This is a genomic window from Lachnoclostridium phytofermentans (assembly GCF_000733755.1).
GTDB lineage: Bacteria > Bacillota > Clostridia > Lachnospirales > Lachnospiraceae > Lachnoclostridium > Lachnoclostridium phytofermentans_A.
The window spans coordinates 487,853-513,193 of the sequence record NZ_JPOF01000002.1 but is presented as its reverse complement, the minus strand read 5'-3'; the positions used below and the strand labels follow the sequence as shown (position 1 = coordinate 513,193).

General features: G+C 35.7%; 18 protein-coding genes and 1 riboswitch. Of the genes, 17 read left to right on the top strand and 1 reads right to left on the bottom strand.

Translation table 11 applies throughout. From position 1 onward, the window contains the following. Positions 1-10 precede the first annotated feature (10 nt). The 17 genes from CC92_RS0104875 (at position 11) to CC92_RS0104795 (ending at position 23,311) form a co-directional block, all read left to right on the top strand. The gene (locus CC92_RS0104875; protein ID WP_029504125.1) at positions 11-985 is read left to right on the top strand and encodes a DHH family phosphoesterase; all 975 of its coding nucleotides are present in this window, start codon (positions 11-13) and stop codon (positions 983-985) included. Positions 986-1,037: 52 nt separating this feature from the next. After that, a complete protein-coding gene (gene truB / locus CC92_RS0104870) occupies positions 1,038-1,964 on the top strand; it encodes a tRNA pseudouridine(55) synthase TruB (RefSeq protein WP_029504126.1) in 927 nt (308 codons plus the stop codon). 26 nt (positions 1,965-1,990) lie between these two features. Then, the gene (locus CC92_RS0104865) at positions 1,991-2,923 is read left to right on the top strand and encodes a bifunctional riboflavin kinase/FAD synthetase (RefSeq protein WP_029504127.1); all 933 of its coding nucleotides are present in this window, start codon (positions 1,991-1,993) and stop codon (positions 2,921-2,923) included. Between the two features lie 95 nt (positions 2,924-3,018). Beyond that, positions 3,019-4,443: a PLP-dependent aminotransferase family protein gene (locus CC92_RS0104860; protein WP_081841926.1), complete on the top strand. Its 1,425-nt coding sequence runs from the start codon at positions 3,019-3,021 to the stop codon at positions 4,441-4,443. A 229-nt stretch (positions 4,444-4,672) separates the two neighbouring features. Next, entirely contained in the window at positions 4,673-6,364 is a 1,692-nt protein-coding gene (locus tag CC92_RS0104855) for a Na/Pi cotransporter family protein (protein ID WP_029504129.1), read from the top strand. A 129-nt stretch (positions 6,365-6,493) separates the two neighbouring features. Continuing rightward, positions 6,494-6,760, top strand: coding sequence for a 30S ribosomal protein S15 (gene rpsO / locus CC92_RS0104850; protein WP_029504130.1), 267 nt, complete (start codon positions 6,494-6,496; stop codon positions 6,758-6,760). Positions 6,761-6,906: 146 nt separating this feature from the next. Then, positions 6,907-8,268, top strand: a complete 1,362-nt coding sequence (locus CC92_RS0104845) for an MATE family efflux transporter (protein ID WP_029504132.1) — start codon at positions 6,907-6,909, stop codon at positions 8,266-8,268. Between the two features lie 112 nt (positions 8,269-8,380). Beyond that, positions 8,381-8,478: riboswitch (THF riboswitch) on the top strand. Between the two features lie 169 nt (positions 8,479-8,647). Further along, on the top strand, positions 8,648-9,211 hold the full coding sequence (locus CC92_RS0104840) for a folate family ECF transporter S component (protein ID WP_156037020.1): 564 nt from the start codon (positions 8,648-8,650) through the stop codon (positions 9,209-9,211). Positions 9,212-9,531: 320 nt separating this feature from the next. Continuing rightward, a complete protein-coding gene (locus CC92_RS0104835; protein WP_029504135.1) occupies positions 9,532-10,806 on the top strand; it encodes a bifunctional folylpolyglutamate synthase/dihydrofolate synthase in 1,275 nt (424 codons plus the stop codon). Positions 10,807-11,204: 398 nt separating this feature from the next. Beyond that, positions 11,205-13,298 (top strand): polyribonucleotide nucleotidyltransferase, encoded by a 2,094-nt coding sequence (locus CC92_RS0104830; protein WP_029504136.1) that lies wholly within the window; start codon positions 11,205-11,207, stop codon positions 13,296-13,298. 302 nt (positions 13,299-13,600) lie between these two features. Further along, positions 13,601-13,786 carry a hypothetical protein gene (locus CC92_RS0104825; protein ID WP_197035779.1) on the top strand — a complete coding sequence of 62 codons (186 nt, stop codon included), beginning with the start codon at positions 13,601-13,603 and terminating at the stop codon, positions 13,784-13,786. A 249-nt stretch (positions 13,787-14,035) separates the two neighbouring features. After that, positions 14,036-14,911 carry a PTS sugar transporter subunit IIA gene (locus CC92_RS0104820; RefSeq protein ID WP_029504138.1) on the top strand — a complete coding sequence of 292 codons (876 nt, stop codon included), beginning with the start codon at positions 14,036-14,038 and terminating at the stop codon, positions 14,909-14,911. A 173-nt stretch (positions 14,912-15,084) separates the two neighbouring features. Further along, on the top strand, positions 15,085-16,455 hold the full coding sequence (locus CC92_RS0104815; RefSeq protein ID WP_051650834.1) for a M16 family metallopeptidase: 1,371 nt from the start codon (positions 15,085-15,087) through the stop codon (positions 16,453-16,455). A 178-nt stretch (positions 16,456-16,633) separates the two neighbouring features. Then, a complete protein-coding gene (locus CC92_RS0104810; RefSeq protein ID WP_029504141.1) occupies positions 16,634-17,911 on the top strand; it encodes an O-acetylhomoserine aminocarboxypropyltransferase/cysteine synthase family protein in 1,278 nt (425 codons plus the stop codon). Positions 17,912-18,473: 562 nt separating this feature from the next. After that, the gene (locus CC92_RS0104805; RefSeq protein ID WP_242841395.1) at positions 18,474-19,181 is read left to right on the top strand and encodes a ClpP family protease; all 708 of its coding nucleotides are present in this window, start codon (positions 18,474-18,476) and stop codon (positions 19,179-19,181) included. A 282-nt stretch (positions 19,182-19,463) separates the two neighbouring features. Continuing rightward, on the top strand, positions 19,464-20,288 hold the full coding sequence (locus CC92_RS0104800; RefSeq protein WP_029504143.1) for an undecaprenyl-diphosphate phosphatase: 825 nt from the start codon (positions 19,464-19,466) through the stop codon (positions 20,286-20,288). A gap of 182 nt (positions 20,289-20,470) precedes the next feature. After that, positions 20,471-23,311, top strand: coding sequence for a DNA translocase FtsK (locus CC92_RS0104795; RefSeq protein ID WP_029504145.1), 2,841 nt, complete (start codon positions 20,471-20,473; stop codon positions 23,309-23,311). A 430-nt stretch (positions 23,312-23,741) separates the two neighbouring features. On the opposite strand, the gene CC92_RS0104790 is transcribed toward CC92_RS0104795, so the two are convergent. After that, a complete protein-coding gene (locus CC92_RS0104790) occupies positions 23,742-25,040 on the bottom strand; it encodes a hypothetical protein (protein WP_029504146.1) in 1,299 nt (432 codons plus the stop codon). Between the last annotated feature and the right edge of the window lie 301 nt (positions 25,041-25,341).

Genomic DNA, 25,341 nt, shown 5'->3' with positions numbered 1-25,341 from the left:
GAGGCTTTTCATGAAACGTTTTGAAGAAGACATTCGAAAAGCAAATAGAATTGGAATCACAGGACATCTTCGTCCGGATGGGGATTGCACAGGTTCTTGTTTGGCATTATATAACTATTTAGAAGAAAATTATAATGCAGAGGGAACTAAAAAAATTGACCTTCATTTAGAGCCAATAGCAGAGCCCTTCCGCTTCTTAACTTCCTCGAATTGTATCCAATCAGAATACAAAGAAGAGGAGCCTTACGATTTGTTTTTTGCATTGGATTGCGGTAGCTTAGACCGTTTGGGAGCTGCGAAAGATTACGCAATCCAGGCAAAAAAATCAGTGAATATCGATCACCATATAAGTAACACCGGTTTTGCTGGTGTTACTTTGGTGGTTGCAGATTCTAGCTCCACTTGTGAAGTTCTATTTGATTTGTTTGAGTTTGATAAGATTAGCAAAGCGACAGCAGAAGCTTTGTATCTTGGCATTGTACATGATACAGGAGTTTTTAAGCATTCCAATACGACTGAAAAAACGATGTCGATTGCTGGAAAATTGATTACGCTTGGAGCTACTCCAAACAAAATAATAGATGAAACTTTTTATCAAAAGACATATGTTCAAAATCAAATATTAGGACGTTGTTTGATGGAAAGTATCTTATTATTAGATGGCAAAATTATTGTTTCTAGTATTAGCAAGAGAGCACAGAATTTTTATAATGTTGTACCCTCGGATATGGATGGTGTCATTGATCAACTTCGAATTACCAAAGGAGTTGAGGTAGCTATCTTTCTACGTGAGGACGATGTGCAGGAATATAAAGTAAGTATGCGTTCTAATGGAATAGTTGATGTAAGTAAGATTGCTGTTTTCTTTGGAGGCGGTGGTCATAAAATGGCGGCCGGTTGCAGTATGAAGGGATCGTTACACGACGTAATTAATAATCTTACGTTAGGAATTGAACATCAGTTAAAAACCGCAGGGGCAGTGTGAAATATGTAGATTCAATTTTTTATACAATTTACTAAGGTTAGCTAATGGGGGTATTATGAACGGTATCATAAATGTATATAAGGAAAAAGGTTTTACCTCCTTTGATGTCTGTGCTAAACTAAGGGGTATATTAAAGCAGAAGAAAATTGGCCATACAGGTACACTCGATCCAGATGCAGAAGGAGTGCTTCCTGTATGCGTTGGAAATGCCACAAAGCTTTGCGATATGTTAACGGACAAGGATAAAGTTTATGAAGCGGTTTTAACCTTGGGAATTACAACAGACACGGAAGATATGACGGGAGAGGTACTAGAAAGAAGACCAGTAACCGCAACGTATGACAGGGTGTTAGAAGTGATAGAGCAGTTTATTGGAACATACGATCAGATACCACCAATGTATTCTGCATTAAAGGTCAATGGACAGAAATTATATGAGCTTGCTCGTCAAGGTAAAGTGATAGAACGAAAACCAAGAACTGTTACAATACATGCAATTGAGATACTTGAAGTGACTCCATCTTATGATTGTTCGGATGTGGTGCAAGAAGTAAGAATGAGAGTTTCTTGTTCCAAAGGTACTTACATTCGTTCCTTATGCAGAGATATTGGTGAAGCACTTCAATGTGGCGGATGCATGAAATCATTGATTCGAACCAAAGTAAGTATTTTTACACTAGAAAATGCCTTAAGACTTGCGGAAATTGAAGAATGTGTAAAGACACAAACACTTGATCAGGTGATGTTACCAGTTGATCAGTTATTTTTATCAATGCCAAAAGTTGTAGTAAAAAAGGAAGCTTGTAAACTTCTTTATAATGGAAATCAACTAAAGGAAGAAAATATAACCTGGGAAAATGATAGTAATCATAATAATATAGATAAGATTCGGGTTTATGACAGCGAAGATGTCTTTACTGGTATTTATGAATACGATAAAAGGAAGAATTGCTATCAACCGGTGAAAATGTTTTTATAGTTGTTAGAAAGTGGGAGCAAAATAACATGGAATACATCTACGGAAGTACAGAATTTAAATATCATAATACATGTGTCACACTTGGTAAATTTGATGGTTTGCATCGTGGGCATCAATACTTACTTTCTGAACTAGCAAAATTTGAACAACAGGGGTTAACATCCGTGATGTTTACTTTCGATTATCATCCAGGTAATCTGTTCTCCGAAAAAGAGATTGACTTAATCTATACAGAAGAAGAAAAAAAGGAACTGTTATCGAGGTTAGGACCAAAAGTATTGATATCTTATCCATTTACAGAAGAGACTGCTTCTATGGAACCTGAGGACTTTATTAAAGAAGTTCTGATTGGTAAACTAGATGCGAAGGCTATTGTTATTGGTACAGATTATCGTTTTGGTAGGAAACGAAAAGGCGATGCAGCGATGCTTAAAGAGTACTCTGATCTTTATGGGTACAAGCTTGTGATTTGTGAAAAACTAACTTATCATGATAAGGTGATTAGCAGTACCAGAATACGAGAAGAGCTTAAAAATGGACAGATGGAATCTGTGAATGAGATGTTAGGACATCCATATACCATTATGGGAACCGTTGTTACTGGTAATAAAATCGGTAGAACAATTGGAGTTCCAACGGTAAATCTACTTCCAGCAACCCATAAATTGCTCCCGCCAAATGGTGTTTATGCATCTAGCATCAAATTCCAAGGCAATACTTATTTCGGTGTGACAAATATAGGATATAAGCCGACAGTCGGTGCAGGGCAATCGCTTGGCGTCGAAACACATATCTTTGGGTTTACTGGTGACCTCTATGGTAAATCAATAGAAGTTGAGCTCTACCGCTATGAACGTCCGGAGACTAAATTCAACTCAGTAGAAGAACTTAAACAAAAAGTGCAACAAGATATTGAAAATGTAAAAGATTTTTTTGCTAACCAAAAGGGACTTATGTAGGAAATCAGTGAAGATGAAGTGAATTCAAAAGTAATTTATTTCTGTATTTTAATAGCAAGCTTTTGCGCAAACTATGTGCAGGAATCGAGGTAATCATGCTGATAATTCCACTCAATTTAGGTAGTAAAATACCCTTATATGAACAAATTTATGAATATATAAAAAGAGAGATAAAAACAGGCAAGTTACCTGTGGCTACAAAATTGCCGTCTTCGCGTAATTTAGCGCAAAGTCTGCAAATTAGTAGGAGCACAGTGGAGCTTGCCTATCAGCAGTTAATCTCGGAAGGGTATATTGAATCTGTACCAAAGAGCGGGTATTATGTTCAAGGAATTGCTGATTTAATTCGAATTACTGAGAGAAAACAATCTCATAGTAAAGAAAAAGTGGAGAAAGTGGAACGATTAATCTATGATTTTTCGCCATTTGCAGTGGATCTCTCAGAATTTCCGTTTTCTACCTGGAGAAAGCTCAGTAATCAATGTATGAACGATATGAATCAATCCCTGTTCCTACTTGGGGAGAATCAAGGTGATCTTTCCCTGAGAGAAGCAATTGGGGCATATCTTCATAGCTCCCGTGGTGTGAAAGTCGATGCATCCCAAATTATTGTTGGAGCAGGTGCAGATTATCTATTGGTTTTATTATCTCAGATCCTTGGTAATGAGCAAATTATCGCTATGGAAAATCCGGTATATAAACGTGCTTATCGCATCTTTCAAGGAGTACCTTATCCAATTCGACCAATCACTGTGAATTCAGATGGAATAAGTATTGAAGAATTAATGGAAACGGATGCTACGATTGTTTATGTTACTCCATCCCATCAGTATCCATTAGGAGCTGTTATGCCAATTAAGCGTAGGCTTGAGCTATTGAGGTGGGCAGCGAAAGGGAATGATCGATATATTATTGAAGATGATCATGATTCGGAGTTTCGTTATAAAGGAAAACCGATTCCTTCCTTACAAGGAATTGATGAAAATGATCGAGTAATTTATCTTGGAACCTTTTCTCGTGCGATAGCTCCTGCCATTCGTATGGGATATATGGTATTGCCACAGAGGCTATATCAGATTTATAAAGAAAAGTATTCTTTTTATGCTTCTACGGTATCAAGAATTGATCAGGCGATTGTTTGTGAATTCCTAAATGGAGGGTATTTTGAGCGACACGTCAACAAGATGAGAAAACGCTACAAAATGAAGCATGATTTGCTACTTCGTGAGCTAAAACTATATGAAGATAGAATTTCTATTACAGGTGAGAATGCTGGTCTTCATATTGTAGTAAGTTTTCATACTTCATTAACAGAACAAGAAATTATTAACAAAGCACGTAAGCAACAAATAGAATTGTATCCATTAAGTAAGCATTATATTACAGATTATCAACCAGACGAACCAGCTTTTTTGCTTGGATTTGCCAACCTTTCGGAGAAACTTATCGTAGCAGGGGTGAAGTTGCTAATGAAGGAGCTTTTTAAAAGCACAATAGATAAAGTTAGTAGACTGTTGTAATTATATGACAGTCTTTATTCATGAATGGCTAACATGGAGTAATGTGGAAGAGAATAAGTCACTCTAAAATAATAAAATCGTGATTATATGTAAAATATAGATATAAATTGAGTAAAAACAATGTAAATTGACGAACTTTAAAATTATACTTGTAACTTGTTAGAGGTTATATTAAAGTTAAGAAGTGAGAGTTTAAAAGACACATTTATTTCAAAGGAGAAGACGTCACATGAAAATGGAGAGTATACTAGCGCTTATCGCTGGTCTTGGCCTATTTTTATACGGTATGAAACTTATGAGTGATGGCCTAGAAAAGGCTGCAGGAGCTAGACTTCGAAGTATACTAGAGATGTGTACAAAAAACCAGTTTGTTGGAATGGTAGTCGGTATTTTATTTACCGCGGTAGTACAATCCTCTAGTGCCACCACTGTATTGGTTGTCAGTTTTGTAAATGCCGGTTTGTTAAACCTAATGCAAGCAACAGGAGTAATTCTTGGTGCGAATATCGGAACAACGGTCACAGCACAATTAATTGCATTCAATTTATCAGCTGTTGCACCAGTATTCTTAATGCTAGGTGTATGTATGGTAATGTTTATTAAGAAGCCGATGGTAAAAAGAATCGGCGAAGTTGTCTTAGGATTTGGCATGTTATTCTTTGGCATGAGTATTATGTCTGGAAGTATGGATTCCCTTCGTTCTTCCGAGCAAGTTATGCATTTGATTGCTTCTATGGATAATCCATTCCTAGCTGTTTTAGTTGGCTTCGTGATTACAGCAATTATACAGAGTTCTTCAGCAACAGTAGGTATCGTATTAGTTATGGCTTCTCAGGGGTTAATTCCTTTAAATATATGTTTTTATATAATCCTTGGTTGTAATATGGGCTCTTGTGTATCTGCGTTACTTGCAAGTATTGGTAGTAAAAAAACTGCAAAAAGAGCTGCATGGATTCATTTGTTAGTAAATATTTTTGGATCCTTCATAATATTCGTTATTTTACTATTCTTTGAAGGACAGGTGAAAGACTTTATCGTTGCAATATCTGGTGGGAACCCACAGGAAATCGTAGACGGGGTTAGTCATACGATAGCGAGAGAAGTTGCAAATACACACTTGATTTTTAAGGTATTCCAGGTAGTGATTTGTTTCCCATTTACGAAATTTATTGTTAAAATGGCTACTTTGATCGTGCCTGGCGAAGATAAGAAAGTTGATAATATGCATTTAGAATATATTACTGATCATGGTAGTTTTCAAACATCTGCAGCGGTGCCAAATGCAATCAACGAAATTGTTCGTATGGCTCAAATAACCTTTTTAAATATGTCAACAGCACTTTCTGGGCTATTAACTAGAGATGAAAAACAAATCTCTGAGGTATATGAAACAGAGAAAGCTATTAATTATTTAAATCGAGAGATTACAAATTATTTGGTAAGTGCCAATCAACATTCTTTACCAATTGATGACCGTAAGGCATTAGCTAGTCTTTTCCATGTTGTAAATGATATTGAGAGAATCGGTGATCATGCTGAAAATGTTGCTGACTTTGCAAGACAATCAATAGAAGATAATTTGCAATTTAGCAAAGAAGCAGTGGATGAAATTAATCAAATGTCATTGGTGGTACAGAAGTTATTATCCTATTCCATTGAAATGTTTGAAAAAAGGACGAGAGAACATTTGGAAGAAATATTAGAATTAGAGAATACTGTCGATAGTATGGAACGACGTTTCCAACAAAACCACGTCGCTCGTCTTACGAAAAATGCATGTGATGCAGAGACTGGTATGGTATTTTCTGATTTATTATCTAATATGGAACGTGTTGCAGATCATGGAACGAATATTGCATTTTCCATCTTGGATCAAGATCCAGAAGAAGTTGGAGAGGAAAACTTATTGGCAAATTCGTAAGTTGCCCCTTTACAAGTAGGAATTGCTATGGTATTATTTTTGATGTGTAATACAGCCTATACTCAGAATTTGGACACTCCGACCAATCTCTTAGTATATGGCGATTATAATTATAAGGAGGACTAATCCATGATTAGCAGCGAAAAAAAGCAAGAGATTATTAACGCATATGGTAGAAATGCGAATGACACAGGTTCACCTGAGGTTCAGATTGCACTTTTAACTGAGAGAATTGCTGAGTTAACAGAGCATTTAAAGAACAACAAAAAGGATCATCATTCTAGAAGAGGTCTTCTTAAGATGGTAGGCCAGAGAAAAGGTTTACTTGAGTACCTTAAGAAAACTAATGTTGAGGGATATCGTGAGTTAATCGCTCGCTTAGGCTTAAGAAAGTAATAATTAAGCAATCTGGAGACTGTACTTTGGTACAGTCTCTTTTTGAATTTTGATAAGGTAAAGTTTGCGAAGCATCTTTTTGTTGTTGATAGGATATTGTAAATAAGGCCATCAAAACACCAAATATTAATTAAATGGAGAAAAATATGAAATTAATACACGAAATGAAGCAGGATAAAGCTTTTCTTAAAAAGACAGCAATGATAGCAATACCAATAGCATTACAAGGGCTTCTAAACAATGTTCTAAATTTTGTTGACACCCTTATGATTAGCCGTCTTGATACGACGACAGTAGCAGCAGTAGGTATTGCAAATAAGATATTTTTCGTAGTGAGCCTATTATTATTTGGAATTTGCAGTGGGTCTTGCATCTTGACATCTCAGTATTGGGGGATGAGAGATATAAAAAACATCAAGCGAGTGGTTGGGTTATCTATGCTGATTGGTGTTGTGAGTGCTTTCTTATTTAGCCTTGTCTCGTTACTTAAGCCTCATTTTGTAATGAGTATCTTTACGAACAGTGAACCAACAATACTAATTGGTGCAAAATACTTAAAGATAGTATGTATTAGTTATGTGCTAACAGCAATTACCCAGGTTTTTATGTCTGCACTTCGAAGTGTGAATCGGGTAAAACTACCAGTCGTGATTAGCTGTATCGCAATAGTGACTAATGTTATCTTAAACTATGCTCTGATTTTTGGTAAGCTTGGTTTTCCAGAGTTAGGTGTAGAAGGAGCGGCGTTAGCTACCCTGATTGCAAGAATCGTAGAAGTTGTTGCAATGATATTACTTGTTTATATTAAAAAAAGTCCAGTTTCAATTCGATTATCACACCTTTTCTTTTATGAGAAAAATTTATATTCCATCTATTTTAAAAATGTGTCTCCGGTTATTATGAATGAGTTTATGTGGGGGCTTGGAATTACAATGTATTCCCTTGCCTATGGTAGAATGGGCGATAATGCAATGGCTGCCATTACAATCACTCAAAATATTGAACAGATATTACAGGTTGTTTTTTTAGGAATCAGTAATGCGACAGCAGTAATACTTGGGAATGAACTTGGTGCAGGAAAATTAAAGGAAGCAGAGCATCATGCAAAATACATCTTAATACTGCAAGCGATGTTAACGGTAGCAATTATTACACTCGGTTTAGTTTTCATGAATCCTCTGATTGCGGTATTTCAAATGGAAGAAGTTGTTTCTGCATCAATTCGAAGGTGTCTTTTGGTGTTCCTTGCTTATTTATTTTTCAAAGTATTTAATACGGTTAATATCGTTGGTATCTTACGAAGTGGCGGAGATACCAAAGCTGCACTCTTTCTTGATGTCACTGGCGTTTGGTTTATAGGAATTCCGATGGCATTTCTAGGAGGCTTAGTATTTCACCTTCCAATCGAAGCGGTGTATGCAATGGTATTATCGGAAGAGATCTATAAAATGGCACTTGGGGTTCCAAGATATCGCAAGAAGAAATGGTTAAGGAATATCGTTGCTTAGGAATATATTTCATACAAAGTTTTCGTTTTATCTTCGTAAAAATTGTGTAATTTACTAATAGTATTCTAGAAAAGGCTATGATAGAATTACTTTGTCGATGAGCAAATATTGTTGCAGAGTAGGATTTTGTGCGTTAAGTGTCAGGCAGACGGGGAGTTGCTGCGTGAACGAAAAGTATAACTTGCGGTACAAAATTCGCATCCCGCTGCTACAAAAAAAGATCTCCTTTTGTTGTAGCAAAACATGGATTCTTTTTTAGAATGCATGTAATAGGTTGCGAGACAAATATAGCTATTTGATAGTTAGTTATGAAATAGTAATGCTTTAAGCATAGCTATGGAATAGCATGACGAAAGGTGGCTAGGAAAGGAGGTGCTTTATGCTGAATCAAGACAAAAATAGTAAATTAGACAAATTCAAAAATGGAAAAAAGTTATTTACAGTACAAACTATGTTAATACTTGCCTTATTGGTAGCCATTAAGGTTGTTTTTGCTAGATTTTTATCATTACAGCAATGGAACATACGATTTTCCTTTGGATTTATCCCGGTAGTGATTGCAGCAATATTATATGGACCAATCGCCAGTGCAACAGTTGCAGCCTGCGCCGATTTTGTAGGTGCGATAGCATTCCCGATAGGAGCATATTTTCCAGGGTTCACCCTTACTGCATTGATTAGCGGTTTCCTCTATGGATTATTTCTTCATAAGAAGCAAAGTTTACCGAACATTGTTGGTGCGGCGGTTGTTACACAGTTTGTTTGTGGTTTACTGCTTAACTCTTATTGGCTTTCGATTATATCAAGTAAGTCAACCTTCTGGGGATTAATCTCAGTAAGATCCATTCAATCTGTAGTAATGTCAATTGTTATCATTAGTGTGACTTATGTTTTAAGTAAAACACTTGTTCCAATCATTAAGAAAGTAATTGTGATTATGTAATTTTTATTCAAAACAAGGAGTGGACTAGTTTCTTTTTTCCTTGTTAGAACAATAGAACGTCCGGATGATGGACTGATATTGTTGATACGGATGTCATAGGCTGTGGCGCAGTCTTTTGAAAATCAACTGCTAGCAAAGTAGGATATCTCAAAAGACGGCTGCAGCTTTTTTTGTTGCATGATATGTAAAATGCTAAGGAATGATATTCCAATGTTTTCTGCTACAAAAGAAAGTCTTCAGGCATTATAATGACTGAAAGGGTGGTCAACTGGCGATTTCCTTATTAGGGATAAGGATTGCGAAGGAAGCGAGGAACGGATATGAATTATCAAGAAGCAATTAGATATCTGAGAAGTTACAAGAGAAATACTGGAGAACTGTCACTTAAAAACTTAGACAAACTATTAGATTACATGAATCATCCAGAAAAGAAATTAAAATTTATACACGTTGCAGGTACGAATGGTAAGGGATCCACTTGTAAGATGTTATCCTCCATCCTACGCAGTGCTGGGTATAAAGTGGGACTATTTACTTCACCTTTTTTAGAGACAGAAAATGAACAGATTCAAATCAATGGACAGGTAATAAGTAACGAAGACTTTGCTAAAGTTTGTAAGAAGGTGAAAGATTTTTCCTCATACTTAATGCTAGATGAGATACCTACAGAATTTGAGCTTACTACCGCGATGGCATTTCAGTATTTTTACGAAACTAATTGTGACTTGGTAGTATTAGAGGTTGGTTTAGGTGGCGAACTTGATGCTACGAATGTGATAGAAACCCCTTTAGTATCGGTATTCACTAATATTGGTATTGATCATGTCGATTATTTAGGAAAAACAATCAAAGAAATTGCCTGTAAGAAGGCTGGTATTATAAAAGAAAATGGAATTGTTATAAGCTATGAGCAGACCAAAGAAGTAGAAGAAGTAATAAAAATCCGATGCGAAGAAAGACATAGTAGGCTGATCGTTGCAGATTTTTCTAATTTAAAACTTCATCAGGAGAATCTATCTGGACAAAAATTTTCTTATAAACAAAACACAAACCTTTCCTTATCTTTGATTGGAGAGCATCAAAGGAAGAATGCAGCCGTAGTCCTTGAGGTCATATCACAGTTGCAAATGTTAGGATATAAAGTTTCACCAAATGCTATCACGGAAGGCATATCTTATGTTACTTGGCCAGGAAGATTTGAGGTTTTGTGTAAAAAACCTTTAGTTATCTTAGATGGTGGCCATAATGTGCAATGTGTTGAAGCATTCGCTGAAGTATTAAAACAATTCATTCAAGGGAAAAAAGCAACTGTGATTCTTGGTGTTTTGGCTGATAAAGATTATCAAGGGATGATTCCATATCTGGTTCCTCTTACGAAACGATTTATTACTGTGACTCCAAAAAATTCAAGAGCGTTGCCATCAATTCAACTGGCAGAAGAGTTATCGAAGTACCACCCACTTGTTTCTTCCTATACATCACCAGTAGAAGGTATTATGGCAGCGTTAAGAGATGCTAGAGAAGATGACATTATCTGTGCCATTGGGTCGTTATATATGGCAGCTGAGATAAGAGATTGTTTTATTCATGAGTAAGTAGGATCAAAAGGGAGAAAACTATTACTATAGATCTATGATAGCGTGATATTATATGAATAATGTGTACGGATACGGTAGGAGATAGTCATTTTCTTTGTAAAATAATAATAGATAATTGATATATTTCATATAGAAAAATATGAGAATGATATTATTATCGAAAATTTAGTAGCATTTTCATGGGGGGAGTGTTATAATTATGAGAAGTGGGTTATCCTATGGATAAATATGGGCTAATAATGACCCATGAGTAGAGTAACGTGGAGATATTTCCCGAGACTTCTGAAAAAACCATTACTCCTTAAGGATAGGGTGTAGTAGTGAGGTTTTCAGTTGTTTCGGAATCTCCACAAGAGGACAAAAGTTCTCATATATTAATTAAAGGAGATTACAATATGTACAAAAGTTTTTCCATGGAACTTGCTGGCAGAACATTAAGTGTTGATGTTGGCAGGGTAGCAGCGCAGGCAAATGGTGCTGCATTTATGCATTATGGCGATACTGTAGTATTATCTACAGCTACAGCATCTGATAAGCCAAGAGAGGGAATTGATTTCTTCCCATTAAGCGTTGAATATGAAGAAAAGTTATACGCAGTAGGTAAGGTACCAGGAGGCTTTAATAAGAGAGAAGGTAAAGCAAGTGAAAATGCAATTTTAACTTCTCGTGTGATTGACCGTCCGATGAGACCGTTGTTCCCAAAAGATTATCGTAATGACGTTACATTAAACAATCTCGTTATGTCTGTAGACCCAGATTGTAGTCCAGAGTTAACTGCAATGCTTGGTTCTGCTATTTCTGTAGCAATTTCTGATATTCCATTTGATGGACCATGCGCAACGACTCAAGTTGGTCTTGTAGATGGAGAACTCGTATTTAATCCAACTGCTGCACAAAAGGCAGTATCTGATCTTGCGTTAACAGTAGCATCCACGAGAGATAAAGTTATCATGATTGAAGCAGGTGCTAATGAAGTACCAGAAGATAAGATGATTGAAGCTATCTTTGCTGCTCATGAGGTTAATCAAGAAGTAATTCAGTTTATCGATAAGATCGTGGCTGAATGCGGTAAAGAAAAACATGGCTATATTAGCTGTGAAATTCCAGAAGAGATGTTTGAGGCTATGAAAGCAATAGTTACTCCAGAACAGATGGAAGAAGCAGTATTTACCGATGTGAAGCAGGTTAGAGAAGAAAATATTCGTGCAATTAAAGATAAGTTAGCGGAAAGTTTTGAAGAAAGCAATCCAGACTGGCTTCCATTAATTGATGAAGCAGTTTATAAATATCAGAAGAAGACAGTTCGTAAGATGATACTAAAAGATCATAAACGTCCAGATGGTAGAGCAATCCACCAGATTCGTCCGCTTGCAGCAGAGGTAGATCTTCTTCCAAGAGTTCATGGTAGCGGTATGTTTACTCGTGGACAAACTCAGATATTAACGGTAACTACATTAGCTCCTTTATCAGAGGCACAGAAATTAGATGGTCTTGATGAAGCTGAAACAAGTAAGAGATATATGCACCACTACAACTTCCCATCCTATTCGGTTGGTGAGACAAAGCCAAGTAGAGGACCAGGACGTCGTGAGATTGGTCATGGAGCATTAGCAGAGAGAGCTTTAGTACCTGTTCTTCCAAGTGAAGCAGAGTTCCCATATGCAATTCGTACCGTATCTGAGACAATGGAATCGAACGGTTCTACTTCTCAGGCGAGTGTTTGTGCTTCCACCTTATCTTTAATGGCAGCTGGTGTTCCTATTAAGAAACAGGTTGCTGGTATTTCCTGTGGTTTAGTTACTGGTGATACTGATGATGATTATTTAGTATTAACAGATATTCAGGGACTTGAAGATTTCTTCGGTGATATGGACTTTAAGGTTGCTGGTACTCATGATGGTATCACTGCAATTCAGATGGATATTAAGATTCATGGTTTAACAAGAGCAATCATTGAAGAAGCGATTAGGAGAACCAAGGAAGCTAGAGAATATATTATCAATGACATCATGACTCCAGTAATTGCAGAGCCAAGAACTGAAGTTGGTAAATATGCTCCTAAGATTGTACAGATTCAGATTGATCCTCAGAAGATCGGTGATGTTGTAGGTCAGAGAGGTAAAACAATCAATGCAATTATCGATCAGACCGGAGTTAAGATAGACATTAATGATGAAGGTGCTGTATCTGTATGTGGAACAGACAAGGATATGATGGATAAGGCAATCAATATGATTCGTACCATCGTAACTGATTTTGAAGAAGGTCAGGTATTCGAAGGTAAAGTTATCAGCATCAAAGAATTTGGTGCATTCCTAGAGTTTGCTCCTGGCAAAGAAGGTATGGTTCATATCTCTAAGATTAGTAAAGAAAGAATCAACCACGTAGAAGACGTGTTAACCTTAGGAGATATGGTAAAAGTTGTATGCCTTGGTAAGGATAAGATGGGTCGTATCAGCTTTAGCATCAAGGATTACAAAGAGAATTAAATTTTCGCGTTTAGTTACGCGTTTTATAAGCGCATAAAAAAGAATCAGCTTGCTGATTCCTCAGACTGTAGACAAAATGGCATTAGGATTAGCATCCTAGTGCCATTTTCTTCTGAGTTTTGAATAATCGTAAAAATAGATGAATTTTATTTCCATAAATTTATCTTGAAGCATGGCACGAAGGTTGAGATTAAGGAATATTAAAAAAAGCATTAAATTAGAATTTTGTAGAGAGGTAAATGGAATGAAAATATTACTTTTATGTTTAAATGCATTTGAAACAATGGAATTTAGTCCATTTATTGATGTATAAGAGAGATGAACTTGCGAATTTTGGGATTGCGCTTGGAGATGAATGGCTTGTCGTTGATGATAATATTATAACTTCCTCGTGCCCAAAGACAGCGCCAGACGTGGCTTTTCAATTATTACAAATGCTGACTTCCACCGAGAAAGCTTTAGAAGTAAAAGAAGCGATGGGATATTAACAAAGTTCAGTTTAATGTTCTAATAATGGTGGGGTTATCACAGTTGAAATAGAAAATTGAACCTACCCCATACTACCCACAATACATACTTTTGTTTCAATTCCATTATTGCTTTGAATAGAAAATGAATCAATGAATCAATAAGCTATTATTTGTATGAAATACCATAAAAATGGAATACTATTGCCATACGCTCTTAAAACTGTAGTGATATGAAATTGTATATTAATATATTTTCTGGAGGTTATTATGACACAGTATGATTATATAGCGATATGGGTCGGTGGTATTTCTCTTGCAGTATTGGTTTTTATGGTAATTGCTTTTTTAGTTTTTAGAAAACGACATGGTACTCATTATAACAAGAAGGAACGAAAGAGCAAGAAAATGAGGGATCTACCAGCAAACAAAAAGCCGACGAAGGTTGCCCAAGGAGGCGAAAATCAGGCGAAAAAAGTAACATCGGTAGCTGGAGGTACGATAGAAACGGCAGATAAATCAACGGGAAATCAGCGATTAGATGGTGCAAGGGTATCTCATCGACGTAATCATCCAGACCGAGTGGCAGAAGAGACGATGTGGCAAGAAAAAAAACAACAGGAAGCGGACGAAATACTTAAGAAAATGGAAAACGAAAGAAAGAATAAGATGTTTATGATATTTTCCCCATGCAATGGAGAAATGGGTGTAGCAGCAGAAAATGAGATTGATGCCAAAGAGAATGGATTAGATTATCCAGGAGTTATTATAGCACCTGCTGATGACAAGGTATATGCTCCTATGAATGGACGAATTACATGGCAAGCAGAAAATCCTAATATGGTTTTTATCCAATCAGATACTGGAGTAGAAGTTCTTTTATCGGTATTAAAAGAAGATGAAGTCTTACAAACGGAAGTATTCACTATGAAGTCTGCACAAGGAGCTTACATCGGAATTGGTGAGCAACTATGTCAATTTACACAAGGACTAATACGGAAAGGAAACCGTACTTATCATTTAAAGATGGAGTTATCCTCTTATCAGGAAGGACAACTATTATTAGTGAAGCGATTTAGTTATGTATCTCATGGAGATAAACTAATGACACTTAAAACAGATCGAAATGCGGTTATTACTGCGTAAATCATAAGGAATTATCTTGTCATTTTCAAGTGGATTTGTTACACTACATTTATGTGTGCAACAGATTGCAACTATCCTGATAAATTCTTTCACTTAGGAAGTTTATGCTTGGCGCAATCCTTAGCATAAACTTCTAGTGCGTAAAAGATGCGTAGGAATGGGGTTAATTAACTATGGTTAAAGTAAAAGTATTACAAAATGGAATAAAGGTAGTCACCGAGGAGCTTTCCTATCTAAGGACGGTCTCCTTTGGTGTATGGATTCGGGTTGGTTCTGCGAAAGAGAACAAAGAAAACAACGGAATCTCTCATATGATTGAACATATGCTGTTTAAAGGTACAAAATCAAAATCGGCAAAAGAGATAGCAGATATTATTGCTTCAATCGGCGATGATGTGAATGCTTTTACAAGTAAGGAGCAAACCTGTTATTATGGTACAACGATAACAGAAAGCTTACCAACCTTAGTCGAACTAATTGCAGATATGTTATGCAATTCCTTGTTATTAGAAGAGGATTTAAGAAAAGAAAAAAGGATTATCTATGAAGAGATTGATATGTATGAGGATTCTGCAGATGATATGGTACATGAGATACTGCAGCAGAATGTTTTTAAAGATCATCCTCTTGGTTATATCATTTCGGGAACAAAGAAAAATGTTCGCTCTTTTACTAGAATGCAGCTCGTTGATTTTATGGAAAAACACTATATCGCTGAGAACATAGTAATTTCAGTAGCAGGTAATTTTTCAGAAAACGAGCTAATGGAGCAGTTAGAAAAGTGTTTTGGTGGCATACGTGGTACGAATCCGAAAGCATCTAACTCCCTAACTCTACTAAAGAAAAAAAAGCAGGAGCTCTTACTAGCTCCCTATGAAGAAAAATATCAAAAGAATCAAGATGAAATACCAAGTTATCATACTTGTTTTTGTCAAAGGCACAAAGATAATGAGCAATTACATATCAACCTTGCGTTTCCATCGATACCTCTTGGTTCGGAGGAGTCCGTTGTATTTGCAGTTGTAAATTCTATGTTAGGTGGAAGTAATAATTCTAGATTATTTCAACGTATTCGTGAAGAGTTATCTTTAGTATATTCTATCTATTCTTATGGAAGCTCTTTTGAAAAAACAGGTCTGTTTCATTTGGATATCACAGTAAATCCACAGCAGGCTTCACGTGTACTACGTGAAACAAAACTTGTAATGGAAGATTTTTTAACAACACCAATTACGAAAGAAGAACTAGATACTCACAAAGCACAAGTAAAGACCGAATATATTTTAGGCAGTGAAAGCGCAAAAGCCCGCATGAATTCCAATGCAAAAAGTATTTTGGTTCGAGGGTATGTAAAAACTTTGGATGAGGTTATCGAGGAATTAAATCGATTATCCACTGACGATATTAATCGATTTGCGCATAAAGTTTGGGGAGATAGTTCTGCGAGTTTATGTGTGATCGGTTCAGAGAATGGAATCCGTTTCTCTACGTTAAAAAGGGAATATCAGAAATTGTTTCTCATAAAACCTAATACAAAGACTTAGTCCGATGATAATTTTAAGTGTTACTATGAAAATGGTGGAATAAAAATACAAAGAAAGAGAAAGGATCGGGACAGTAAAAAAGCTGTGAGGATAAGCTGATACCTTACAATACGATTCCTTTTAATACAGAAGGAATTACTATTTTAAGGTCCCGTCTTACATATAGGAGGAATAGAATATGGAGTATAATAAGTTATCAACGATATGTGTACAAGCAGGATACACACCAAAGAATGGCGAACCAAGAGTTCTTCCAATCTGTCAAAGCACAACGTTTAAATACGATTCTGCTGATACTGTAGGAAAACTCTTTGATTTACAAGAGAATGGGTTTTTCTATACTAGACTTGCAAATCCAACCGTTGATTGTGTGGAAAAGAAAATCGCAGCGTTAGAAGGCGGCGTTGGAGCAATGTGTACCTCTTCTGGCCAATCTGCTACATTACTAGCAATACTAAATATCTGTAGTTCTGGAGATCACATTGTATCATCCGCTGCTATCTATGGTGGTACTACAAATCTTCTTGCTGTTACCTTAAAGAGATTAGGAATTGATGTAACTTTTGTAAATCCAGACGCTACGAAAGAAGAGTTGCAGGCTGCTTGTAAGGAGAATACAAAACTATACTTTGCAGAGACTTTGGCGAATCCATCCTTAGTTGTAATCGACTTGAAAAGATGGGCAGAGGTAGCACATCAAAATGGGGTGCCACTATTCATTGACAACACGTTTGCAACGCCAATCAATTGTCGCCCATTTGAATTCGGAGCTAATATTGTTCTTCATTCTACTTCGAAATATATGGATGGACATGCGACTGCTTTGGGCGGGGTTATCGTTGATGGTGGTAACTTTGATTGGAATAATGGAAAGTTCTTAGGCTTAACAACTCCAGATGAATCCTATCATGGAGTGATTTATACAGAATTTGCGGGTAAAGCTGCTTTTATTACGAAAGCAAGGACTCAGTTAATGAGAGATATGGGTGCAATGCCTTCTCCAAACAATGCATTTTTATTAAATCTTGGGTTAGAAACCTTACATCTTCGAGTAAAACGTCATTGTGAAAACGCCTTTGCGGTAGCAAAATGGCTTTCTGAGAATGATAAGATAACTTGGGTAAACTATCCTTCCCTAGAGGGAAATAAATATTATTCTCTAGCAAAAGAGTATATGCCAAATGGTACGAGTGGAGTCATATCTTTTGGTGTACGTGGTGGAAGAGAAGCGGCAATGAAGTTTATGGATCAGCTTAAATTAGCTGCTATCGTTGTTCATGTTGCGGATGCAAGAACTTCTGTCCTTCATCCTGCAAGTACTACACACCGCCAATTATCTGATGAACAGTTAATTTCAGCCGGTGTTAGTGCTGATCTGATACGTATGAGTATTGGAATTGAAGATGTGGAAGACATTATTTCAGATATCAAGCAAGCTCTAGATTGTGTGGAATAATAGGCATTAGTATACTTACACTATAATTTTTTATATATTTTAAGCTCTATATCAAGTGTTGATACGGAATTTTTATTTTCGTTCATTCTAGGTATAGAGCTATTTTTATTAAGGATAATTTATATTCATGAAGCTATTTATGTTACTAATGTTATGAGAGTTTTGATAATCGAAAGTTTTCTTATTCTGTTTACGGTGTATAGAAAGGTTCAAATCACCAAACAATATTTAAGAAATGCATTTTTGAAAGAGGTGTACTTAAATGAGTGAAGTGAATTTTATCTTATATGACAGTGAACAACAGATTCAACCAGAGAATAGTGAGTCTGTCAAAGATACGGTTAATATGAATTCTTTAAAAGAGAGTTCGATAGATACGGTACGGCAAGAGAAACAAAAGGATGAGAAAGTAGTAGAGAAAGAGACAGATAAAATAATAGATAAGGCAACAGATAAAATAACAGATAAAGCAACAGATAAAGCAAATGATAAAGAGACGATAAAAGTAGACGATGCAAAGAATACACAAAAAAATTCAAATGTTAAGCAAGAGAAGGGGAATATTAAGAAAGAAAGATTAGACGAAGATAATACGAAGAAGGAAAATGAAAAATTAAAAGATCAAAAAATTCAAGACTATGGTCAGACTACCTTAGAGGATAATGGGAAAAATCATAAGATTCATTTACTTTCTATTATAGGGGAAATCGAGGGACATGAATGTTTATCTCAAAATACAAAAACCACCAAATACGAGCATCTATTACCCCAATTAGCTACCATTGAAGATGATACAGAGACAGACGGATTATTAATCTTAATTAATACGGTTGGTGGAGATGTATCCTGCGGATTAGCACTTGCGGAAATGATAGCTTCTTTAAGTAAGCCAACCGTTTCCCTCGTGATAGGCGATAGTCATTCAATTGGGGTACCACTTGCTGTTGCAACCGAGTACTCTTTTATCGTTCCGACCGGTACGATGATTGTACATCCGGTTAGAATGTCAGGTATGGTAATTGGAGCACCTCAGACCTATGATTACTTTAAGTTGATCCAAGATAGAATTGTAGGTTTTGTTTCCAGTCATTCCAGGATTAAAAAAGAGCGTCTGGAAGAGCTGATGTTAAATACCGGTATGTTATCAAAAGACCTAGGGACAATTCTTGTAGGCGATAAAGCAGTAGCAGAAGGTATAATCAATGAAGTTGGTGGTATTCGGCAGGCGGTAGATAAACTTCATCAAATGATAGAGGAAAGAAAACAATAATGTAAGATTCTGATAATGTAGAAGATGCAGTGCTGCTGAGGTGTGCTAGTTACTAGGGTAACAATAACAACAATGGTGTGGTAAAACAGCAGTAAAAATCATAACTGACAATAGGAAGTATTAACGACTCTTATTGTCAGTTTTTTATGATTTCTTTTCTTTCCTGTCAGATTATAGAAAAGCTAAACAACAGGTTTTTCTTAAAATAGATAATCTTTCTTGTTTTGCATCATCCGATATGTTAGAATATCATAGATTAAGTAATCAGATTGGAGAAGAACGATGGATTTTATTGAATTGTTAAAAGTCATATTTCTTGGCATTGTCGAAGGAATCACGGAATGGCTACCGATTAGTAGTACAGGCCATTTATTATTAGTGGATGAATTTCTTAATGTAAATTTAAGTGAAAAATTTATGTCAATGTTTAATGTTGTAATTCAATTAGGTGCTATCCTTGCTGTAGTAGTATTGTTTTTTAAGAAACTATGGCCATTTTCAAAGCAGGAGAAAAATTATATTAAAAAGGACACTTTTTCTCTATGGTTTAAAATAGTGGTGGCTTGTATTCCGGGAATTGTTATTGGGATACCATTTGAAGAGAAGATTGAAGAATTATTCTTTAACCCTCAGACGATAGCTGCAACATTAATTATATATGGTATCTTATTCATTGTAATTGAAAATCGTAATGCAGGAAGAAAACCTAAGATTGCGAAGTTATCCGATATTACATATCAGATGGCATTATTTATTGGTATCTTCCAACTACTCGCAATGATTCCGGGTACATCAAGATCTGGTGCTACTATTATTGGGGCAATGTTGTTTGGGGCATCCCGTTACGTAGCTGCTGAATTCACCTTTTTCTTAGCAATTCCAGTTATGTTTGGTGCAAGCTTTATTAAATTATTGAAATTTGGATTTACATTCACTAGTGCTGAAATAGTTGCTTTAATAACCGGTATGTTTACTGCATTTATCGTATCCATTATTGCGATTAAGTTTTTAATGGGTTATATCAAAAAGAACAACTTCAAGGTATTTGGCTGGTACAGAATTGTCCTTGGTGCTATCGTAGCAGGGTATTTCTTACTTGCAAGATAAAGTAATTAAAGTTATAATATTTTTAGGAGTGTATTGAACAATCCTAGGAAGAGCAATAGGGCGCTCGTGTTTCGTGCGGTCTATTGTTTTTTATGGAATTAGAATTTTATCTAGTAATGTTCTATAACCAGATAGTAAAAAAATAATATGTAGATTAAAAATAAGAAAAAAGGAGGAGTAACATGGCTTCAAAACAAACAGGGACTCGTTCTAAACAGCCACAAAGAAAAGCATCGTCAAAAACAAAGACGAGTAAATCGAATCGAACGAATCAGATGAAGGGAAAGCAAACAGGGAGCCGATCCTCAAACAACCAAAGAAGTAGACAGGAACAAGAATATCAAAAAGAAAATGAAACGATTCGTGACGAAGTTGTTTTAATCGTCACAGCGTTAACATCACTTTTACTTTTGTTAAGTAATTTTGACTTGTGTGGCCCAGTTGGTAAGAAGATTAAGTACTTTTTCTTTGGAATGCTAGGTCATTTTACATATGTCTTCCCGTTTGCATTATTCTTCTTTATTGCTTTTGCTATCTCGAATCGTGGTAGCGCAATTGCGAAAAGAAAAATAGTTGGCAGTATTGTTTTAATTTTTGCATTAACCTCTTTAATCCAAATGATTGAAGGATATAAAGAAGGAACGAAGTTCTTTGATTATTTTATTCAAAGTGCTAATAATTTTAACGGTGGTGGTCTGATCGGAGGAACACTAGTCTCGATCTTATGTCCACTGTTTGGTACGATAGCATCTGTCATCATTCTTATTGTGATACTTCTTTTATGCTTTATATTTATTACAGGAAAAGCATTATTAACTTTAATGAGGGAAAAGGGAGAGCAAAAGATAAATAATCATCGTGAGATGAGAGACAGCTATGCAAAAGAATATAAACAGCTTGATTTGGAGGATGAAACTTATGGCGAAGAGCGTAGAAAACCAAGAATTGTCACTCTACAGAAGCAGGCTAGTGAGAAAGTAAAATCCTTTTTTGAAGAGGATGACGACGAGGATAATATTGGGGACGATGAGATAGATAATGGTTCTGCTAGCTTTTTAGAAGAACTAAAACGGAGAGGTAAAGATAAAAAGCAAAATCAGAAGAAAGAAAGAGAAGAAGAACCGGTTTCTATGTTTGAGATGACCGAAATCAAGTCAGAACAGAAAGATAGAGTTATTCCAGACGTAAATTTTTCTCCATCGGAAGATATGCTAAAGGAAGTTAATTCAATCTATGAGGAAGAATTAAATCGAAAGTTTGGACAGAATGAAGATATTGAAGGTATTAATCCGATAGAGAATAACATTTCCTATGAAGCGAAAAGTATAAAGCCACGTAACGCACAAACAGAATTTCACAAGGAAGAAGGTAACAAGGAACCAAAAGATCAGAATGATTCGATATCTGGATCAAATCGTTTCGAAACATCCACTGATTCAACTTCCCCTATGGCTGAGGGTAATCCTACGGAAAAGGAAGTAAAGCCTAAGGCAGAAAAGACTGAGGGTGGTTTAGATGAAGTATTATCCGTTGATCAAAAGGTAGAACAAGAAAAGAAGTATGAATTTCCTCCAATTGATTTGTTGGGGAAACCGAAAGTAAATCAGAGGGGAATGACAGATAAAGACTTAAAAGAAACCGCTATGAAGTTACAAAAAACGTTAGAGAGCTTTGGTGTTCGTGTAACCATTACGAATATAAGTTGTGGTCCTGCAGTAACCAGATATGAGTTGCAGCCAGAGCAGGGGGTTAAGGTTAGTAAGATTACTGGTTTAGCCGATGATATTAAACTAAACTTAGCAGCTGCAGATGTACGAATTGAAGCTCCAATTCCAGGGAAAGCAGCCGTTGGTATTGAAGTTCCTAACAAAGAGAATTCCGCGGTTATGTTACGAGAGCTTCTTGAAACAAAAGAATTTAACAGCCACCCTTCGGACATTGCGTTCGCTGTTGGTAAGGATATCGGTGGTCAGGCTGTTGTTACAGATATTGCAAAGATGCCTCATCTTTTGATTGCAGGTGCGACAGGTTCTGGTAAATCGGTTTGTATTAATACACTCATTATGAGTATCTTATATAAAGCGAATCCAGCGGATGTAAGATTAATTATGGTTGATCCAAAGGTCGTAGAGCTTAGTGTATATAACGGTATTCCGCACTTATTAATCCCTGTTGTAACAGATCCTAAGAAAGCCTCCGCAGCACTTAATTGGGCTGTTATGGAGATGACAGACAGATACAAGAAGTTTGCGGAATATGGTGTTAGGGATTTAAAGGGATATAATGAAAAGGTTGCAGAGATTGCACATCTTAATGATCCAGCATTTACGAAGTTACCACAGATAGTTATTATTGTAGACGAGCTTGCAGACCTAATGATGGTTGCTCCTGGAGAAGTAGAGGATGCAATCTGTCGTTTGGCTCAGATGGCAAGAGCAGCAGGACTTCATCTAATCATTGCGACGCAACGACCATCGGTTAACGTTATTACCGGCTTAATCAAGGCAAATGTACCTTCAAGAATCGCCTTCTCAGTTTCCTCTGCAATCGACTCTAGAACAATATTGGATGGATCTGGAGCAGAAAAACTTCTTGGTAAAGGTGACATGCTATTCTTCCCATCCGGTTATCCAAAACCAGTGCGTGTGCAAGGTGCATTTGTATCAGATAAGGAAGTAAGTGCAGTTGTTGAATTCCTAAAGGGTCAGAATCACCAAATCACCTATAATGAGGAAGTCAATGATAAAATTAAGAATGCTCAGGTTTCATCTGCTACGGGCAGCGCAAGTGGTGGTAATGATAGGGATGAGTATTTTGTAGAAGCTGGTAAGTTTATTATTGAAAAAGATAAAGCCTCCATTGGTATGCTTCAACGTGTATACAAGATTGGATTCAATCGTGCAGCAAGAATTATGGAGCAGTTATCCGATGCTGGCGTAGTTGGTCCAGAAGAGGGGACGAAACCAAGAAAGATCTTGATGTCGATGGAAGAATTCGAACAATACGTGGATGAGTATGTGTAAAAGTAAGTTAATACTGAGATTTTAGGATGACTAAAATTATAGGATGGTTAAATTATAGGATGACTAAAATTATAGAATGACTAAAATCTACTATCAAGTGCTAGATGTTTATGAGCAAATCACAAAAAAAGCGTTTTAAAATAACATATCATATTCAACCTTAAATCAAACAAAGGAGCATGATTCCAAGAGTCATACTCCTTTGTTTCTTATTGAAGCTTAATTAAAGGTTGACCAATAATTCATATAGAACTTTTAGATCATTTCTTTTTATATCAAACGTTCATTCCAAGTTTTCAATGGTGTCTGGCGATATTTGATATATGTACTAAACTCCATCCATGTATATTGCAATGTTTTTTTATCATTCTTATCAGATAAATAGATGTTCCTTTTTCTTGAAAGGAAGCATCGAAGTGAATAAATAATACTAATTATTAATCGCATAAATACTAAATTTATACTTTGTTCCGACTAATTGATTGAGCCAAAATTGGCCATTACCGACCATGATACCTTGATAGTTTACAAAGAAGTCTTCTAGCTTTTGATTTAAGAAAATATGTTTCATATCTTCATTCATGATTTCATCAAAGTTTTTCAGGAACACCTCTTTATTTTTTATCTCCGTTTTTTTACCATTGATAATAACATTGATAGGATAAGCAATATGATCTGCAAAGGTATCCTTATCATTATCTGATAAAGCAGCTCTAAGAAGTTCATAGGTTTCATCAAATTCATCCGCATCATCAATACCAGCTACTTGGTATCGATTTGGATCTTTTGATGTTTCATTATCTTCATAAAGGATACTGTTTGTATTTGCTTTTCTAAAACGATCCACTTCCTCAGTTAGCTCATAATCATTTTTTTCAACTAGTGTCATAAATTCATCTAATAATTTCAGGAATTTACTATCCTTACTTTGAGTTAATGAGGTTGCATATGCTTTCTTCGCATCTTCACTCATTTTATTATCAAATAATGGGGGAATATTTAAGCCGTATAATGAGATAAATACGTAATTGTCATATTTCAGTTTCATGTAGTCTGCTTTATCAGATTCCGGATATTGATTTAGAAACTTTTCCATTAAAATAATACGGTTAACTACTTCATCCCAACCAATCATTAAAATCTCAGCTTTCGCAAATGCGTAATCAGATTCTACTTCCATAATGTTGATATAATCTTTTATTTCAGGCGTTGCATAAGAACTAAATTGTTGGTAAAAAGAATAATCGATTATCGGAAAATAATACCCTTCCACTGTCTCTATTTTATAGCCATTTTCTTTTGATTCTATAACTAATTTCTTAATCGCTTCGTCTTTTATAGAATCTACTTGATTGATATCAATTCCTGTTCTATCTATAGCATCGAATCCTTTTTGTACTGCTTCAGCTAAATATTTCTCCTCTTCTTTTTCTCTTCGGTTGGTGTGTAACTCTTCTAATTTGAGAATCATTTCTGAAACTTCTTCCCCAGTCGCAACAGCAATATTCTTATGTATATAAGCAGCAATTTCTTTTATACTAGTTCCATCAGAGATAAGAGCATGAAACTCATCCATAATACTCAATGTATCTGTTTGATCCTCATTGATGTTAGAATCTTGGTCTTTCGGTTGGCTTATAGTTGTATCTTCCTTCTTAGTTGAACATGCTGTGATACATGTTAAAGCTAAACCCAAAATTATACCGTATATATATCTCTTCTTTTTCATACTGCTGTCTCCATTTCATAAATGATCACTATGATTTATCATTATATTCTCACAGTTAAACCTATAGGGTTATTCTTACTTAAGAGTATACCACGATATCAAAATAGTGGTTTAAGATATTATGAAATCTTTATTACAATTCAACTTTTTTCATAATCAATATAAGTTTCTATGGGTTCCCTTATCCACAGTAGGGTTTGATCATAAAATGAAAACTGCAAAGAATAATATTGCTTTCTTAATATAATATGTTATAACTTAAATGAATACCCTTTTTATATTAGTAAATAGTGAATAACAT

Excerpts from the sequence above, each read along its gene's own strand:
- CC92_RS0104875 (WP_029504125.1), top strand. The coding sequence starts at position 11 with ATGAAACGTTTTGAAGAAGACATTCGAAAAGCAAATAGAATTGGAATC.
- CC92_RS0104865 (WP_029504127.1), top strand. The coding sequence starts at position 1,991 with ATGGAATACATCTACGGAAGTACAGAATTTAAATATCATAATACATGT.
- CC92_RS0104860 (WP_081841926.1), top strand. The coding sequence starts at position 3,019 with ATGCTGATAATTCCACTCAATTTAGGTAGTAAAATACCCTTATATGAA.
- CC92_RS0104855 (WP_029504129.1), top strand. The coding sequence starts at position 4,673 with ATGAAAATGGAGAGTATACTAGCGCTTATCGCTGGTCTTGGCCTATTT.
- rpsO (WP_029504130.1), top strand. The coding sequence starts at position 6,494 with ATGATTAGCAGCGAAAAAAAGCAAGAGATTATTAACGCATATGGTAGA.
- CC92_RS0104845 (WP_029504132.1), top strand. The coding sequence starts at position 6,907 with ATGAAATTAATACACGAAATGAAGCAGGATAAAGCTTTTCTTAAAAAG.
- CC92_RS0104840 (WP_156037020.1), top strand. The coding sequence starts at position 8,648 with ATGCTGAATCAAGACAAAAATAGTAAATTAGACAAATTCAAAAATGGA.
- CC92_RS0104835 (WP_029504135.1), top strand. The coding sequence starts at position 9,532 with ATGAATTATCAAGAAGCAATTAGATATCTGAGAAGTTACAAGAGAAAT.
- CC92_RS0104830 (WP_029504136.1), top strand. The coding sequence starts at position 11,205 with ATGTACAAAAGTTTTTCCATGGAACTTGCTGGCAGAACATTAAGTGTT.
- CC92_RS0104820 (WP_029504138.1), top strand. The coding sequence starts at position 14,036 with ATGACACAGTATGATTATATAGCGATATGGGTCGGTGGTATTTCTCTT.
- CC92_RS0104815 (WP_051650834.1), top strand. The coding sequence starts at position 15,085 with ATGGTTAAAGTAAAAGTATTACAAAATGGAATAAAGGTAGTCACCGAG.
- CC92_RS0104810 (WP_029504141.1), top strand. The coding sequence starts at position 16,634 with ATGGAGTATAATAAGTTATCAACGATATGTGTACAAGCAGGATACACA.
- CC92_RS0104800 (WP_029504143.1), top strand. The coding sequence starts at position 19,464 with ATGGATTTTATTGAATTGTTAAAAGTCATATTTCTTGGCATTGTCGAA.
- CC92_RS0104795 (WP_029504145.1), top strand. The coding sequence starts at position 20,471 with ATGGCTTCAAAACAAACAGGGACTCGTTCTAAACAGCCACAAAGAAAA.
- CC92_RS0104790 (WP_029504146.1), bottom strand. The coding sequence starts at position 25,040 with ATGAAAAAGAAGAGATATATATACGGTATAATTTTGGGTTTAGCTTTA.